Origin of the sequence: Stenotrophomonas sp. GD03819 (assembly GCF_029841665.1) — a bacterium.
Lineage (GTDB): Bacteria > Pseudomonadota > Gammaproteobacteria > Xanthomonadales > Xanthomonadaceae > Stenotrophomonas > Stenotrophomonas geniculata.
In genome coordinates this window covers 1-15,449 of record NZ_JAOCEW010000039.1, presented here as the reverse complement: position 1 = coordinate 15,449, position 15,449 = coordinate 1, and the positions used below count along the sequence as shown (strand labels likewise).

General features: G+C 67.2%; 13 protein-coding genes. 3 read left to right on the top strand and 10 right to left on the bottom strand.

From position 1 onward, the window contains the following. Window positions 1-48: 48 nt before the first annotated feature. Window positions 49-987 (top strand): alpha/beta hydrolase-fold protein, encoded by a 939-nt coding sequence (locus N5D45_RS19005; RefSeq protein ID WP_071306458.1) that lies wholly within the window; start codon window positions 49-51, stop codon window positions 985-987. Between the two features lie 107 nt (window positions 988-1,094). Here N5D45_RS19005 and N5D45_RS19000 read toward each other — a convergent pair whose 3' ends face one another. Then, window positions 1,095-1,520: a response regulator gene (locus N5D45_RS19000; RefSeq protein WP_019337551.1), complete on the bottom strand. Its 426-nt coding sequence runs from the start codon at window positions 1,518-1,520 to the stop codon at window positions 1,095-1,097. 94 nt (window positions 1,521-1,614) lie between these two features. Continuing rightward, window positions 1,615-2,382: a CPBP family glutamic-type intramembrane protease gene (locus N5D45_RS18995; RefSeq protein WP_134959312.1), complete on the bottom strand. Its 768-nt coding sequence runs from the start codon at window positions 2,380-2,382 to the stop codon at window positions 1,615-1,617. A gap of 149 nt (window positions 2,383-2,531) precedes the next feature. Between N5D45_RS18995 and N5D45_RS18990 the strand changes: the two genes are divergently transcribed. Then, window positions 2,532-2,852: a zf-TFIIB domain-containing protein gene (locus N5D45_RS18990; protein ID WP_057503042.1), complete on the top strand. Its 321-nt coding sequence runs from the start codon at window positions 2,532-2,534 to the stop codon at window positions 2,850-2,852. Between the two features lie 54 nt (window positions 2,853-2,906). Here the strand turns inward: N5D45_RS18990 and N5D45_RS18985 are convergent, their stop codons facing one another. The 8 genes from N5D45_RS18985 to gap form a co-directional block, all read right to left on the bottom strand. Continuing rightward, window positions 2,907-3,419 (bottom strand): GNAT family N-acetyltransferase, encoded by a 513-nt coding sequence (locus tag N5D45_RS18985; RefSeq protein WP_071306460.1) that lies wholly within the window; start codon window positions 3,417-3,419, stop codon window positions 2,907-2,909. Window positions 3,420-3,500: 81 nt separating this feature from the next. After that, window positions 3,501-4,520 carry a copper resistance protein B gene (locus N5D45_RS18980; RefSeq protein WP_057503044.1) on the bottom strand — a complete coding sequence of 340 codons (1,020 nt, stop codon included), beginning with the start codon at window positions 4,518-4,520 and terminating at the stop codon, window positions 3,501-3,503. Further along, complete coding sequence (locus tag N5D45_RS18975; RefSeq protein ID WP_164194240.1) at window positions 4,517-6,316, bottom strand: copper resistance system multicopper oxidase; 1,800 nt, start codon at window positions 6,314-6,316, stop codon at window positions 4,517-4,519. The genes N5D45_RS18980 and N5D45_RS18975 overlap by 4 nt, the downstream gene beginning before the upstream one ends. Before the next feature lie 75 nt (window positions 6,317-6,391). Further along, the gene (locus tag N5D45_RS18970; RefSeq protein WP_197656807.1) at window positions 6,392-6,772 is read right to left on the bottom strand and encodes a CopL family metal-binding regulatory protein; all 381 of its coding nucleotides are present in this window, start codon (window positions 6,770-6,772) and stop codon (window positions 6,392-6,394) included. A gap of 204 nt (window positions 6,773-6,976) precedes the next feature. Continuing rightward, window positions 6,977-8,782, bottom strand: coding sequence for a DNA helicase RecQ (gene recQ, locus N5D45_RS18965; protein ID WP_197656808.1), 1,806 nt, complete (start codon window positions 8,780-8,782; stop codon window positions 6,977-6,979). A gap of 528 nt (window positions 8,783-9,310) precedes the next feature. Further along, entirely contained in the window at window positions 9,311-10,687 is a 1,377-nt protein-coding gene (locus N5D45_RS18960; RefSeq protein WP_010484085.1) for a DUF3999 domain-containing protein, read from the bottom strand. Then, window positions 10,687-13,362, bottom strand: a complete 2,676-nt coding sequence (locus N5D45_RS18955; RefSeq protein WP_228354736.1) for a DUF2339 domain-containing protein — start codon at window positions 13,360-13,362, stop codon at window positions 10,687-10,689. Before N5D45_RS18955 ends, N5D45_RS18960 begins: the two co-directional genes overlap by 1 nt. Before the next feature lie 125 nt (window positions 13,363-13,487). Then, the gene (gap, locus tag N5D45_RS18950; RefSeq protein ID WP_010484083.1) at window positions 13,488-14,492 is read right to left on the bottom strand and encodes a type I glyceraldehyde-3-phosphate dehydrogenase; all 1,005 of its coding nucleotides are present in this window, start codon (window positions 14,490-14,492) and stop codon (window positions 13,488-13,490) included. A 193-nt stretch (window positions 14,493-14,685) separates the two neighbouring features. Between gap and N5D45_RS18945 the strand changes: the two genes are divergently transcribed. Continuing rightward, window positions 14,686-15,315, top strand: coding sequence for an OmpW family outer membrane protein (locus N5D45_RS18945; protein ID WP_019338734.1), 630 nt, complete (start codon window positions 14,686-14,688; stop codon window positions 15,313-15,315). Window positions 15,316-15,449: the final 134 nt, after the last annotated feature.

The window sequence follows — 15,449 nt, the reverse complement described above, 5'->3', positions numbered from 1 at the left end:
TGCGGCAGCGGCGCCATCCGGTGCGCCGCCCGCAATGGGAGCGTGTGGATGCAGCGTGTGCGTGGATGGAGTGTGGCGGCCTGCCTGGCCGTGAGCGGCTGTGCGATGTCGGTGGCGCCGCCGGCAGCGCAGAGTGAAGCGAAGGAGAGCCCGGCCGCCGCTGTGTCGGGCGTGGTGCTGCCGGATACCGAAGCGCTGCGCGTGCACGATCCGATCGGCCGCGATTATCCGGTCTGGGTGGCGTTGCCGGCCGACTACGCCGCACATCCGGAAAAGCACTATCCGGTGCTGTACGTGACCGACGCGCTGTACAGCTTCCCGCTGGTGCGCAGCGTGCGCAACCTGGTGGGCCAGAAGGGTGTCAACCTGGAGGATTTCATCCTGGTCGGGCTACCGCCGCAGGAAGGGCTGACCTCCAAGCAGAGCCGCTCGCGCGACTACACGCCCAGCGACCCGGCGCGTACCGATCCGCGTGATTACAGCGATGACGTGAGCTACGGCGGCGCGGCGCACTATCGCGATTTCCTCGCCGAGCGGGTGCTGCCGATGATCGATGCGCGCTACCGCACTGATCCGGCGCGGCGCGCCTATGCGGGTCATTCCTATGGTGGCCTGTTCGGCGCCTATGTGCTGACCACGCGCCCGGACATGTTCCGCACCTACATCCTCTCCAGCCCATCACTGTGGTTCGACGACCACCGGGTGCCGCGCATGCAGGCCGAGGCCAAGGCGCCGGCGCAGCCGACCTCGGTGGTGCTGTCGGTGGGCAGCTTTGAAACGGTCAAGCCCGAACCGCGTTATTTCACCCGCAACGACATGCTGCGCCACAACGCAGAATTCGCCGAGCAGCTGCGCAGCAGCGGGCGATCGTTGAAGGTGGAGAACATGGTGATCGATGACGAGGATCACTTCACGGTCTACCCGGACATGATCACCCGAGCGCTGCTGAAGGTGTTCCCGGGTAGCGGGCCGTACAGCAGCGGTTGATCGCAGGTTCAATCCACGCATGGCGTGGATCTACCGGGGTTGTTGACGTGGGTCCACGCCGACGAGAAACGGAATCAGTAGATCCACGCCATGCGTGGATGATCCCCTCAGGCCGCGCTGGCCCGCGGCGGCGGCATCAGTGCGGCATCCGCTGCGTGGCGGAAGCACAGGCGGATGGCATCGAGCAGCTCGCTCATGCTGTATGGCTTGGGCAGGAAGTGGATGCCGGCGCGCAGCTGCGGCAGCACGCGATGCTGATCCATGCCGGAGGTGACCAGGATCGGCAGCTGCGGCAGGTGCTCGCGCACGCGGTTGGCGGTTTCGATGCCGCTGATGCCGCCCAGGCAGACGTCGGTGAACAGCAGGTCGAACGGTTCACCGGCGTTGAGCAGGCCCAGCGCGGCCTCGGCGCTGCTGACAGCGGTGACCTGGCAGGCCTGGCTTTCCAGGGCGAGACGGCTCAGTTCCTGGGTTTCCTCGGCGTCCTCGATGAGCAGGACGCGCGGTTCCACAAAGCGCTTGGACAGCAACATGACGCGGCAACTCCGGACAACAGGGGGAGCGAAAGGCGCGCAAGTATGCGCAAGCCGGTAGTGATCCCGGCGTGCACGGCAAGCTAAGTGGGCGTTACAACCGCGTCTGGCGCCGGCGATGCACGTGCCAGGCCAGGATCGCGACCGCGAACAGGGCGGTGCCGATGCGCAGGCCGGTGGCCTGCCAGCCCAGTGCAACGGCGTCATCAAGGCTGAACACGTTCCAGGCCAGGTTCATCGACACGTGCAGGACCAAGCCGCACCACAAGGTGTCACCGTCGAGGTGGTCGAGCCAGGCGAAGATGAAGCCGCCCAGGGCGATCACCGCCCCGACGAACAGCGCGAGGCCGCCGCCGTCGAACCCGCCGAAGCCCAGCCAGTGCACCATGCCGAACAACAGCGCCTGCGGCAGTGCGAGCCATGGCCAAGGGGCGCGCACGATCTTCACCAGCAGCACGAAGCCGAGGCCGCGGAACAGCACTTCCTCGGCCAGTGGGAACAGCGCTGCCAGCATGGTGGCATCCAGTACGGTCAGTGCCTTGTTCGGTGTACCAAGCAGCGCCAGGCCCAGCCAGCAGGGCAGGCTGGCCAGCAGTACCCACATCGGGCCGCTCCAGCCGTTGCCGCGCAGCCCCAGGCTGGCCATCAGGCCCATCCCGCGTGGCCGCAGCAGCGCGGCCAGCAGGAGTGCCACGAGCACGGCCAGCGCGTTGTCGAGCAGGCTGCCGCCGTAAGCAATGGGCAAGGCGGGAATCGGCGTGCCTGCGGCGGCTGCGATGTCGCGCAGATTCAGGCCAACGCCAACGCCGAGCAGCACCAGCAGCAGGCGCGCGGCGCTGGGCAGGCGGGACAGGACGGTCATGCTCGCACTCCCTGCGGAACCAGCATGCAGTGTGGAAGGGACCGGGCACGCTGGCACGCGCCGGAAGTCCCTGTGCCTTCGGTCATGTGTTGCCGCACAGTCATCACAGGGCAGGTAGAGTCGAAACCAGACCGAGAGGAGCAATGCCGATGCTGTGCCCCGTGTGCAAGACCCAGACCCTGCAGATGGCCGAACGCCATGGCATCGAAATCGACTATTGCCCTGGCTGCCGCGGTGTCTGGCTGGATCGTGGCGAGCTGGACAAGATCATCGAGCGCGCGGGTGCGGGTAGTGCGGTACCGCCGCCCGCCCCGGCGCAGTCGCAGCCGGCCGCCGCGCCGCCGCCGGTGATGCACCGTGACACCCGCCATCTGGGCCAGCGCTACGAGGACAACCGTGGCCAGCAGTACGGTCGCGGCTACAAGAAAAAGAAGAAGGACAGCTTCCTGTCGGAGCTGTTCGACTTCTAGCCGCTTCGCTCTTTGTAGCGTCTAGCCATGCTCGACGCTACAGGGGCCGCATGATCACGGCCGGCGCAGGATGAACTCGCGGTCGTGGGTATCGCCGACGATGAAGTCGTACTCGCCCACTTTGCTGCAGCCATAGCGCGCGTAGAAACGCTGCGCGCCGAAGTTTTCTTCCCATACGCCCACCCACAGGGTGCGGCGCTGCGGCTGGTCCAGCCAGGCCATGAACGCGTCCATCATGCGTGCACCATGGCCGCCGTTCTGGTGTGCAGCCAGAATGTAGAACCGCTTCAGTTCGATGTCGCCCTCGCATGCATCCGTGTGCGGCAGGGTGTTGGCACCGGCGGCCAGATAGCCGACCACGGCGTCACCGTCCGTCAGCAGCCAGATGGCACTGCGTGGGTCAGACAGTTCGATGCGCTGCGGTTCGCTGCTGTAGTGATCCTGCAGGAAATCGTGCAGGTCCTGCGGCGGATACGAGTCGCCCCAGGTCTCGGTGTAGGTGGCGATGGCGATTGCCGAAAGCGTGTCGACGTCGGCGAGGGTGGCGCGGCGGATCTGCAACGACATGGCGGTGCCTGCATTGGAACGTGGCGCAGTGTAGCCGGCCCCGGCGGCTGCCGGGGCTGGCCACTGCTCACGTAACGCTGCTCAGAACCACATGCGCACGCCAGCGACCCAACGTGTGTCGCGCGCGTGGTCACCGGCATAGTCGGCGGTGTCGCCGAAACTGCGTTCGTGGCTGATGCCGATGTACGGCGCGAAGCGGCGGCTGAACTCATAGCGCAGTCGCAGCCCGGCTTCGACCTTGTTCAGCCCACGGCCGATGCCGTACTCCGGTTCATCCTTGGCTGCCACCGTGGCTTCCAGCAGCGGCTGCAGGATCAAGCGGTTGGTCAGCAGCACGTCGTACTCGACTTCGGCCTTGGCCAGCACCTGGCCGCCGGAGCCCATGTACAGCGTGGCCGAGCTCTCGAACTTGTAGGGCGCAAGGCCCTGGATGCCGATCGCCGCCCACGTGCGGGAGTCGGCCGGTCGGAAGTCCTGGCGCACACCGACCAGCACGTCCCACCACGGCGACACGCTGCGGCCATACAGTGCTTCAAGCGACGATGATTCGGTGCGGCCACGGCTGCGTTCGCCATCGGTGCGCAGCCACAGGCGGTTGATGTTGCCGCCGATCCAGCCGGTGGCTTCCCAGGCCTGGCCGTTGCTGCTCTTGCCGTCCCAGTGTTCGAGGCGGTCAATCAGCAGCAGGCTGTTGATCTCCGGCGCGTGTTCCATCGCGCCATGCGCGATCGGTGGGAAGGCGGCAGCGCGGTCGGCGTCGGTCGGAACCGGGATCGGCTCGCGCGGTTCGGTGGGTGCGGGCGTGCCGTGACCCATCGCCGCGTGATCCATGCTGGAGTGCTCCATCGTGGAATGATCCATCGCGGAATGGTCCATCGTCGCCGGCTGCATCGCGGCGTGGTTCATCTTCGAGTGATCCATGGTCGAGTGGTCCATCTTCGAATGATCGACCGGTTCGGCAGGCGTCTTCGCGGACTTCGTGGCCTTCGCAGGCGCGTTCATCGCGCCCATGTCATGGCCCGCGTGCGACTGCGCGAACACCGGCAATGCGGCGGCCAGGCCCAAGGCCAGCAGGCTGGGGGAAAGCAGTGAGCGGCTCATTCTTCGATCCTCACTTCGCGCATCATGCCCGCTTCCATGTGGTACAGCAGATGGCAGTGATAGGCCCAGCGGCCGAGCGCGTCGGCGCGCACGCGGTAGCTGCGGCGTGTACCGGGTGGCATGTCGATGGTGTGCTTGCGCACCTGGAATTCGCCTTGTGCGTTTTCCAGATCGCTCCACACGCCGTGCAGATGGATCGGGTGCTGCATCATGGTGTCGTTGACCAGCACGATGCGCATGCGTTCGCCGTAGTTCAGCCGCAGCGGCTCGGCGCTGGCAAACGGGATGCCGTCGAACGACCAGGAGAATTTCTCCATGTGGCCGGTCAGGTGCAGCTCGATCTCGCGGCTCGGCTCGCGGCCATCGGGGTCCTCGAACAGGCTGCGCATCGCGCCGTAGGTGAGTACCTGGCGACCGTTGTCGCGCAGGCCGATGCCGGGATCGTCCAGCTTCGGTTCGGTGGCCGAGCTCTGCATGTCCACCAGCGGGTTGTTGCGCTCACTGGCCGGGTGCTTCGGTGCCCTGCTGGCGGTATCGCCGTCGTGGCCCATGCTGGCGCCGCAGCCGCCTTCCATGCCCTTCATCGCGGCCATGTCATGGCCACCATGGCCACCACTACCCATGTCGTGCCCCATGTCGCTCATCGTCAGCAACGGGCGTGGGTCGCGCGCGGGAATCGGTGCCTGCAGGCCATGGCGGACTGCCAGCGTTCCGGCGGCAAAGCCGGTACGGCCCATGTCCTGGCAGAAGATGGTGAACGCATCCTGCCCGGTCGGTTCCACCAGCACGTCGTAGGTTTCGGCCGGCGCGATGCGGAACTCGTCGATGCTGACCGGATGGATGTACTGGCCGTCGGCGGCGACCACGGTCATTTTCAGGCCGGGAATGCGCACGTCGAAGTAGGTCATCGAGGCGCCGTTGATGAAGCGCAGCAGCACTTTCTCGCCGCTGCGGAACAGCCCGGTCCAGTTGCCGGCCGGCGCGGTGCCATTCATCAGGTAGGTGTAGGTGTGCGCATTGATGTCGGAGATGTCGGTGGGCGTCATCCGCATCCGCCCCCACATGCCACGGTCGGACAACGCGGCCGACCAGCCGTCGCGCTTCACGTCACGCAGGAAGTCGGGCAGCGTGCGCTTGTAGTAGTTGTCGTGCTCGGCAAGCTTCTTCATGCGGCGGAACAGCGCGCCCGGGTCCATGTCGGTCCAGTCGGACAGCATGATCACGTGCTCGCGGTCGTGGTGGTACGGCGCCGGTTCGGCCGGATCGATGATCAGCGCACCGTACAGGCCGGCCTGCTCCTGGAACATCGAGTGGCTGTGGTACCAGTAGGTGCCGGACTGCTTGAGGTCGAAGTGGTAGTGGTAGGTCTCACCGGGGCCGATGCCGTTGAAGCTCAGCCCGGGCACGCCGTCCATGTTGGCTGGCAGCAGAATGCCGTGCCAGTGGATCGAGGTCGGATGGTGGTCCAGCGTGTTGCGCACGAACAGATCCACGGTCTGGCCTTCGCGCCAGCGCAGGATCGGGGCCGGCAGCGAGCCGTTGACGGTGATCGCCGGGCGGGTGCGGCCGGTGAAATTGGCCAGCGATTCGCCGATGGCCAATTCGATGCGGGTGTCGCTGAGCACGGCAGGGGCGCCGGCCAGGCGTGGGGCGGCCGTGGCGGCGGCGAGCGCGCGCTGCGGCACGCCGACAGCGGCGATGCCGGCAACCACGCCACCGGCGGCCAGGCCCTGCACGAACAGGCGGCGCGACGGCATGGGCACAGCGCCCGGACCGGGGGGAATGCGGGTATTCATGGTGGTGACTCCAGACACGTAAAGACGCCGGCAGGCCGCCGGCTACGGTGCGCAGGGCGCACGGTGCGTGTGGAATCAGCCGATGGGAGGGCGGGAGATCGGCGGCAGCGGCGGCGCCGGCCGGCCAGTGGCCGGCATCGGCTGCGGGGCCAGCGACAGCGCCGGTCCGGCCATGAACGGCAACGGCTGCACCACCAGCAGCGGGTGCTGGGCGCAGCTGCGCACGCAGTCCTTGATCTGGCAGTGGGCGTCGTGGGCGGGGGCCTTGGCCTGTGGGGCCTCGTCGGCCTGCATGGCGGCGTGGTGGTGGCAGTCGGCATCGCCGCCATCAAGGGCGGCTACCGCGTGGGCCATCCGGCCCATTTCCTCGTGACCACTGGCCATGGCCGCGTTCAGCCCGTTGAGCAACAGGCTGAGCATGAGCACGACACGGAGCAGGGTCGAGGCGAGGGACATGGCGCTAATCTAGCCGCAAGCGGCTGTGGATGCACTTCCGGCTGAATGGCCGGTTCAAGGTTGGACCTGCACCAGCGTAGAGCCGAGCCCGCGCTCGGCTGCTGTTCGCGCAGAGGCAGCCGGGCGTGGGCTCGGCTCTATCGGGGCGCCCGTGCGCCATTGGGGCCATGCCCGGCGGCCGCGCAGCGCGGCAACGCGATACCGTCAGCCCTCTTCACGCACGATCTCGACCAGGCGTGGGCCGTAGCGGCTCAGCTTGGTGCCGCCGATGCCGCCGACCCGGGCCAGTTCATCCAGGCTGGTCGGGCGTTGCTCGGCGATGTTGCGCAGGGTGCTGTCGTGGAAGATCACGAAGGCCGGCACGTTCTGTTCGCGGGCCAGTTCGGCACGCAGGCCGCGCAGAGCGTTGAACAGGGCCAGATCCTGCGGCAGTACCGACAATCCGGTGCGTTGTGCGCTGCGCTCGCGTCCGCTGGTGCTGCTGGCCGGGTCGCGGCGCATGCTGATCTGGCGGCGGCCGGTCAACACGTCACGGCTGGCATCGGTCAGGCGCAGGCCGCCGTGGCCCTCGCTGTCCACTTCCAGCAGGCTGGCGGCGACCAGCTGGCGGAACACGCTGCGCCAGGTGCGCGCATCCAGGTCGCGGCCGATCGCGTAGGTGCTCAGCTTGTCGTGGCCCTGCTGCCTCACTTTCTCGTTCTCGCTGCCTCGCAGCACGTCAATCAGATGGCCGACGCCGAAACGCTGGCCGCTGCGGTAGACACAGCTCAGCGCCTTCTGCGCTGGAATGGTCGCGTCCCACGAGGCTGGCGGCGTCAGGCAGTTGTCGCAGTTGCCGCAGGGCTGGGGATAGGTCTCGCCGAAACCGGCCAGCAGCACCTGGCGGCGGCACTGCATGGATTCGCAGTAGCCCAGCAGGTGGTCGAGCTTGCCCCGCTCCAGCTGCTTGCGTTCTTCGCCGGCCTCGGACTGCTCGATCATCTGCTTGAGCAGCACCACGTCGCCCAGGCCGTAGCACAGCCAGGCTTCGGCGGCTTCGCCATCACGGCCGGCGCGCCCGGTTTCCTGGTAGTAGCCTTCCATCGACTTCGGCAGGTCGGTATGCGCCACGAAGCGCACGTCCGGCTTGTCGATGCCCATGCCGAAGGCGATGGTGGCGCACATCACGATGCCATCCTCGCGCAGGAAACGGCGCTGGTTGTCAGCGCGCACTTCCGGCGGCAGGCCGGCATGGTAGGGCAGGGCGTTGAAGCCCTGGCCGCACAGGAATTCGGCAGTCTCCTCGACCTTGCGCCGCGACATGCAGTAGACGATGCCGGCCTCGCCACGGTGACCGCGCAGGAAGTCGGTCAGCTGCTTGCGGGCGTTGTCCTTCTGCACCACGGTGTAGCGGATGTTGGGGCGGTCGAAGGAGCTGACGAAGTGGCGTGCTTCCTGAAGGTCCAGGCGTTCGGCGATCTCGCGCTGGGTCGGCGGATCGGCGGTGGCGGTCAGCGCGATCCGGGGGATCTGCGGCCAACGCTCGTGCAGCACGGTCAGCTGGCGGTATTCCGGGCGGAAGTCGTGGCCCCATTGCGACACGCAATGCGCTTCGTCGATGGCGAACAGGGCGATCCGGCTGCGTGACAGCAGCGACAGGAAGCGGCCGGTCAGCAGCCGCTCCGGGGCGACATAAAGCATGTCCAGCTCGCCAGCGAGCAGTTCGCGTTCGACGCGGCCGGCCGTTTCAGCGTCCAGGGTCGAGTTCAGGAATTCGGCGCGCACGCCGAGCTGGCGCAGGGCTTCGACCTGGTCCTGCATCAGCGCGATCAGCGGCGAGATGACGATGCCACATCCGTCACGCAGCAGGGCCGGCACCTGGTAGCAGAGCGACTTGCCACCGCCGGTGGGCATCAGCACCAGGGCATCGTGACCGGCAGCCACATGCTCCACGATGTCCTGCTGGGGACCACGGAAATCGTCGTAACCAAAGACGCGTTGAAGCAGGTCGTGCGCGGGACGGGAAGCCATCCGGCTAGTTTACCCCGGCGGGGGAGTCGGCAGGGCTGCGCCCTGCACCCGCTGCAAGCCAGTGCAACGTCAAAGGCAACAGCCGGCTCTGGGGTGATTCGTGGTTTGGTGGGGCGGTGTCGGATTGCGGGGACGCCGCAAGTACGTCCCTGTAGGCTTGGCAGCCGCATCCATGCGGCTGACACCCCGCAATCAGACACCGCCCCACCTTCGACAGTTTCCCGCGGCCGTTGGTGGGTGTCGACCTTGGTCGACACATCTGTCAGATATCGACAAACAAAATGGGGTCAGATCCGTTTTCCTGCGGAAAACGGATCTGACCCCAATGGCTTTGCCGGCAGATCGCGGAAATCTGTCGAAGGCGGGGTGGGTCCGGTGGCAGGGGTGTCCGCGGCATGGATGCCGCGGCCAAGCCCCCAAGGACGGGTTCACGGCGTCCCCCGCGAACCCACCCCGCCCGGCCAAGCACGGCTTTTGCTTTACGCGACCAACCGCCCACCCACGAGGGGCTGCGCCGTTCGCCGGAATCTACGCCGAAGGCGCCGGCTTCTGCCGAAGCAGACTGACCGCCAGGCCGCCCACTACCAGCACACCCAGACCCAGCAACGCCCACAGCAACCACGACTTCCAATCGTGCTGCGGTTTCAGCGCCGCGTCGCCGGCCAGCGGCTCCGGGCTGCCTTCCAGGCGCGCCAGCGTCGGCTGCCACGACGGGTCGTTGCGCAACCGCAGTTCCTCGATCAGCACGCCAATCGGCGCCTCCGTGCGGCGCGCGGTCGAGCTGCCCACCGCCAACGCGTAGGGCGCCGCGCCCTGGCTCAGGAATACCAGTACTTCGGGCTGGTAACCCAGGCGCAGGGTCGGTGCGGTGGCCGTTTCGGCGGGGTTCGCCACCAGCTTCCAATAGCGATCCCGATGCACCCCGCCCAGCGGCTGCGCGGCCGATTGCTGCCGTTGGCCCTGCGCACCCTGCTGCAGCTGATAGGCAATCCACGGTGCACTGCGGCGCTGCCATTCCGCGCTCTGGTCATCGCGGCTGAACAATGTCCACTGCACCAGGCTGTTGTCGGTGCTGGCCACGTCGGCACGTGCCGCCGGGAAGCGGCCATCCATCTCGAAGGTGTATTCGCCCTTGCCCTTCGAGGTCGGTTCCAGCGACAACCATTCCCACGGCAGCGTCGCCGGTGCCGGCGGCAGCTCGGCCAGTACGCTGCGCAGCGTCGGCAGACGCGCATCGCCTTGCGCCAGCACGCGCAGATAGCGCGCTTCACCATCCACCTGCAGGCGGCGCTGCAGCAGGCGCTTGCCGGCGCGCTGCAGATCCACCAGCGGAATGTCGCGGCCAATCGCACGCCAGTGCTGCAGGTCGTCGCTGACGTCCAGCTGCACCTGAGCCTGCAACGGCTGGCCACTGTCAGCCCAATCCAGCACCAGCGCCGCCAGCGGCTGCTGGCCCAGCACACTGGCGTCGATCAGCCAGCCACCCTGCCCGCTCGCCGCCGCACCACCACTCACGCGGGCTTCCACGCGACGCACACGGCCATCGGTATCGCGCTCGGTCAGCAACTGCAGGTCGTTGCGCTGTGCTTCGGCCAGTGGCGGCAACGCGAACCACGGCAGCTCACGCTGCACCGGCGGCTGTGCCAGCGGCTGATCCGGCGCCAGCAATGCCGACGGCAGCGATTGGCCGGCGGCATTGAACACCTGCACATCGCCCAGGTCCGCACTGCCGGCGCGACGGTAGATCGCCGGTTCCAGCACAACACGGTAGGCACCCGATTGTGCGCTGGACAACGTAAGCGGCCACTGTTCGGCGTACTGGGTACGGTAATCGGCGGCCTGTGCGGTGACGGCGGCCAGCATGCCGAACATCGCCGGCAGCAGCGCCCTGCTCCACGTCTTCATTATTGTTTTTCCTCCACGGTCGGCGCCGCGCTCGGCGGTGCCGGTGCCAGATAACCCACGACCGTGCACAGCAGGCCGTAGGCGATGAACGATGCAATGCCCAGCAGGTTGCCCAGGTGCTGGCGATCAACAATGACCAGTTTGGCCAGTACCACACCCATCAGCACGGCACCGACCATCCACAACACGCGCTGGCCGCGGCGCGAACCCCATACCCAGGCGATCACGCCGAGCACACTCCACAGCACGGTCAGGCTGGTCTGCGCCAGGCTGGAACGCATCATCGACGAACTCCACGACAGGCCGCCCCACTGATGCACGCCGTGCAGCACCAGGCTGGTCAGCGCGACGAAGGTGGCCAATGCCAACAGCGGCAGCCGGATCTTCACCAGTGCCTGCGGCGCCTGCCCGCTGTACAGCCAGCGCGCCAGCAGCGCCAGGCTCAACCACTGCCCCAGCTCGGCCGGGTTCAACACCGGCAGCCACAGCAGCGGCGCTGCGTCACCCGGCAGCAACTGGCCGAACAGCCAGCCTGCGGACAGCAGGCCGAACAGCACGCACTGCAACGGCAGGCGCACGCTGTCGAAGGCAGCCCCCAACGGCCAGCGCAGTGCATCCCAGCGCCACAACGACAGCGCCGCCATCAGCAGCCACGGCAGCGCGAACAACAGCAGCGTCCAGCCCTGTGCCAGCCCGGCCTCGCCGCCGCCCCACAGGGCCAGCAACGAAAGCAGCGACGGCCACAGCAGCCACCACAGGAACTGCGCGATGCGTGCCACGGTGTTGCCGCCCTGGCGCAGGCACAGCAACGTACGTACGCCCAGCGCCGCGAACACCGCCCAGGCCAGTGCGCCATAGCCGGCGAACGGCTGCTGGTGCGCATCGCTCTGCATCAGCGCAAGCGGGAAGCCCAGGGCCAGCATCGCCAGGGCGGTTACGCCCAGCGCGCGTGCCGGCTGGCGGCGCTGCATTTCAGCCGCCAGCCAGGCCGTGGCCGCGACCAGCACCAGCAACGCATCGGCCTGCGTGCGGTGCGGGAAGAAGCGGAAGATCTCGTGCACCAGGCCGCCCAGCCACCACAGCAGGCCCCACAGGTAGTAGACCAGTGCGATCTCATGGCGCTCCCTGCGCTGGTAACTCCACGCCGACGCGAAGCCGGCAATGGCCAGCAGCAACGCGCCGATGGCGGTCGGGTTGAGCAGGAAGCGTGCGTCTTCGAGCCAGTGGTCGGCGCCGGCCACAAAGGCGAACGCAGCACCGATCTGCAGCAACGCGCCGGACACCTGCGGCAGCCAGCGTTTCTGGCGCAGGCCCAGCCAGGCCAGGCCCGCACCTTCCAGCGCGAACACCGCGCCGGTGGCACGCGCAGACAATGCCAGCGGCACCGCCAGCGTGGCGAAGCCCACCGCCAGCACCGCATGCGACTGCGCCAGCACGGTGTAAGACGCGCGCGCGATCAGTGCCCGCGCCAGTACGGCGTAGATCGCCGCCAGGCCCAGCGCGCACAGCGCCAGCGTCATCGGCTGCTCGTGCAGCATGCCCGCCTGCATCGAGAAGGCGACCAAGGGCGTGCCGAACACCAGGCTGCCGTCGACCAGGTCACGTCGCCCGGCGGGCTGCCGGCGCGCGTACAGCAGCGGGATCAACAGGTAGAAGGCGAAGAACAGCAGCAGGAACGGCTCGGTGCTGCTGAACTTGTCCGGCGCGTACTGCAACACGCCCCAGAACGTACCGATGCCGAAGGTAAAAGCGAAGCCAAGCAGGTTCAGCGCACGCCACGGACGGAACCAGGCGATGGCGAAGATGCCAGCGTTGAGCACCGCGTAGTAGCTGAACAGCCCCACGTGGTTGCCACTGCCGGTGGACAGCCACAGCGGTGCCATGAAGCCGGCGAGGATGCCCAGCACCGCCAACGTGCGCGAGTTCTGCACCACCGCCAGCACGCACAGGCCGGCCACCAGCGCGATCGAACTGGCGAAGGCAAACCCGGGGTTGAGCAGCTCGAACCGTTTGAATGCGGCGAAGATGGTCAGCAGCAACACGCCAATGGCACCGCCCTGCAGCGCCAGTGCGAACAGGCGCCGGCGCTCGCGCTGGTGCCAGCCGAACGCCAACAGGCCCAGCGCACCCACGGTGACACCGGCCAGGCGCAGCTCGATCGGCAGCACCAGCCAGCCCTGGTCGCTGACGTACTTCAACAGCGCGGCAACACCGGCCAGCAGCACCAGCATGCCGATCTTGACCGGCACGTTGCCCTCGGTGAACCAGCGCTTGACCGCGCCGATGCCGCGCTCGATGAAGTTGGGCAGCGCCGGTTCGGAAGGCAACGGCGGCTGCAACGGCGCGTGTGGCACCGGCGGCGGTGCGACCGGGCGCGGCACCTCCGTTGCTGCAGGCACCACTTCGCGCACCGGCGGCGGCGTTGGCTGGGACGGAGGCGGTGCGGCAGCCGCCACCGGCCGCAGGAACGGCGGATCGGCGCCGGCCGCAGGCATGGGCGCAGCCCGTTCTGGCGCAGGCTCGGCTGCAACCGGCCGGACGGCCGGCGCGGCGGCCAGGGCACCTTCCAGCGCGGCCACACGGCGGCGCAGGCCGGCAATCATCACCAGCGCCACCACCAGCAGCAGCGGGATGGCCAGCAGGACCAGTACCACCAGGGCGATCAATGCTTCCATTGCATGCTTCCATTGCAATCCCGCGCCCCAGCGGCAGCGGTCGACCGGCCAATGCTACGACAGGGCTGCCCCCATAAACGACGAACCCCGGCCAGGCCGGGGTCCGCGTGCGATCTTCGCCGGCCTTACTTGGCGGCGACGACCTTGGCCATTTCCAGGCACTTGTTCGAGTAGCCCCACTCGTTGTCGTACCAGGTGACCAGCTTGACGAAGGTGCCGTCCAGGGCGATGCCGGCCTCGGCGTCGAACACCGAGGTGCAGGTCTCGCCGCGGAAATCGGTGGCCACCACCTTGTCTTCGGTGTAGCCCAGGATGCCCTTCAGCGGGCCTTCGCTCTGTGCCTTCACTTCGGCGCAGATCTCGGCGTAGGTGGCTTCCTTTTCCAGCTCGACGGTCAGGTCGACCACCGACACGTCCGAGGTCGGGACGCGGAAGCTCATGCCGGTCAGCTTCTTGTTCAGTTCCGGAATGACCACGCCGACGGCCTTGGCCGCACCGGTGGACGACGGAATGATGTTTTCCAGGATGCCACGGCCACCGCGCCAGTCCTTGTTGGACGGGCCATCGACGGTCTTCTGGGTGGCAGTAGCCGCATGCACGGTGGTCATCAGGCCACGCTTGATGCCCCACTTGTCATTGATGACCTTGGCCAGCGGGGCCAGGCAGTTGGTGGTGCACGAAGCATTGGAGACGATCGCCTGGCCGGCGTAGGTCTTGTCGTTCACGCCGTAGACGAACATCGGCGTATCGTCCTTCGACGGGGCCGACATGATGACCTTCCTGGCGCCGGCATCGATGTGCTTCTGCGCGGTTTCCTTGGTCAGGAACAGGCCGGTGGACTCGATCACCACGTCCACGTCCACTTCGTTCCACTTCAGGTTGGCCGGGTCGCGTTCCTGGGTCAGGCGGATCTTCTTGCCGTTGACCAGCAGGTCGTTGCCCTGCACCGCCACGTCGGCCTTGAAACGACCGTGCACGGAGTCGTACTTGAGCATGTACGCCAGATAGTCCGGCTCCAGCAGATCGTTGATGGCCACGATTTCGATGTCGTCGCCGAAGTTCAGCACCGCCGAGCGCAGGACGTTACGCCCGATGCGACCGAAACCGTTGATACCAACCTTGATTGCCATGTTCTCAAGCTCCTGCGGCCGCGACGGGTGCGGCGGGATGGATAGGGCCCACAAGTCTAGCAAACCGGGGCTGGCCACCGCGGGCCAGCCCCGGCGGGCGGCGGGCCGGCAGACAGGATTTGATCCGGATCAAAGCGTTAGCGCGATGTGAGGCCGAAACTGGCCACATCCACCCAGCAACGAGATCACCCCCATGCGCAAGACCTCCCCCCTGATCGTGGCCAGCCTGGCCGCCGCCCTGTCGCTCGCCGCCGCCCCGGCCATGGCCCAGTCCAAGGGCGACTGGACCCTTTCCGCCGGCGTGCACCAGGTGGCCCCGAAGTCGAACAACGGCTGGCTGGCCAACCACACGCTGAAGGTCGACGTCGACAACGACGTCAAGCCGACCATCACCGGTGAGTACTTCATCGCCGACAACCTGGGCATCGAAGTGCTGGCCGCGCTGCCCTTCAAGCACGACATCAACATCAATGGCCTGGGCCGCGTGGGCAGCACCAAGCAGCTGCCGCCGGTGGTGACCGTTCAGTACCACTTCAACAGCAAGGGCAAGGTGTCGCCGTTCATCGGTGCCGGCGTGAACTACACGACCTTCTTCAGCGAAGACACCACCGGTGCGCTGAAGGACAGCCGCCTGAAGCTGCAGGATTCGTGGGGCCTGGCCGCGCATGCGGGCGTGGACTTCGCGATCGGCGAGAAGGGCGCGCTGCGCGTGGACATGCGCTGGATCGACATCGACAGCAAGGTGAAGTTGAACGGCGAGAAGATCGGCACGGTCAACATCGATCCGCTGGTCTATGGCGCTTCGTACGTCTTCAAGTTCTAAAGCGGTGTGTTGAGCGCGGGGGCTTCGCCCCCGCTCCCCCGCTGCACGCGAAACCCTCGCAGCATGTTGCCCCGGTGATTGCCGGGGCTTTTTTTGTTCCAGGGACTGAAGCAGTTCCGGAGCTGGGGCGAGGC

Bases quoted from the DNA above. Each gene is read 5' to 3' on its own strand.
- gap (WP_010484083.1), bottom strand. From the start codon at position 14,492: ATGGCAATCAAGGTTGGTATCAACGGTTTCGGTCGCATCGGGCGTAAC.
- recQ (WP_197656808.1), bottom strand. From the start codon at position 8,782: ATGGCTTCCCGTCCCGCGCACGACCTGCTTCAACGCGTCTTTGGTTAC.
- N5D45_RS18980 (WP_057503044.1), bottom strand. From the start codon at position 4,520: ATGAGCCGCTCACTGCTTTCCCCCAGCCTGCTGGCCTTGGGCCTGGCC.
- N5D45_RS18960 (WP_010484085.1), bottom strand. From the start codon at position 10,687: ATGAAGACGTGGAGCAGGGCGCTGCTGCCGGCGATGTTCGGCATGCTG.
- N5D45_RS18995 (WP_134959312.1), bottom strand. From the start codon at position 2,382: ATGACCGTCCTGTCCCGCCTGCCCAGCGCCGCGCGCCTGCTGCTGGTG.
- N5D45_RS18945 (WP_019338734.1), top strand. From the start codon at position 14,686: ATGCGCAAGACCTCCCCCCTGATCGTGGCCAGCCTGGCCGCCGCCCTG.
- N5D45_RS18955 (WP_228354736.1), bottom strand. From the start codon at position 13,362: ATGGAAGCATTGATCGCCCTGGTGGTACTGGTCCTGCTGGCCATCCCG.
- N5D45_RS19005 (WP_071306458.1), top strand. From the start codon at position 49: ATGCAGCGTGTGCGTGGATGGAGTGTGGCGGCCTGCCTGGCCGTGAGC.
- N5D45_RS18970 (WP_197656807.1), bottom strand. From the start codon at position 6,772: ATGTCCCTCGCCTCGACCCTGCTCCGTGTCGTGCTCATGCTCAGCCTG.
- N5D45_RS18985 (WP_071306460.1), bottom strand. From the start codon at position 3,419: ATGTCGTTGCAGATCCGCCGCGCCACCCTCGCCGACGTCGACACGCTT.
- N5D45_RS18990 (WP_057503042.1), top strand. From the start codon at position 2,532: ATGCTGTGCCCCGTGTGCAAGACCCAGACCCTGCAGATGGCCGAACGC.
- N5D45_RS18975 (WP_164194240.1), bottom strand. From the start codon at position 6,316: ATGAATACCCGCATTCCCCCCGGTCCGGGCGCTGTGCCCATGCCGTCG.
- N5D45_RS19000 (WP_019337551.1), bottom strand. From the start codon at position 1,520: ATGTTGCTGTCCAAGCGCTTTGTGGAACCGCGCGTCCTGCTCATCGAG.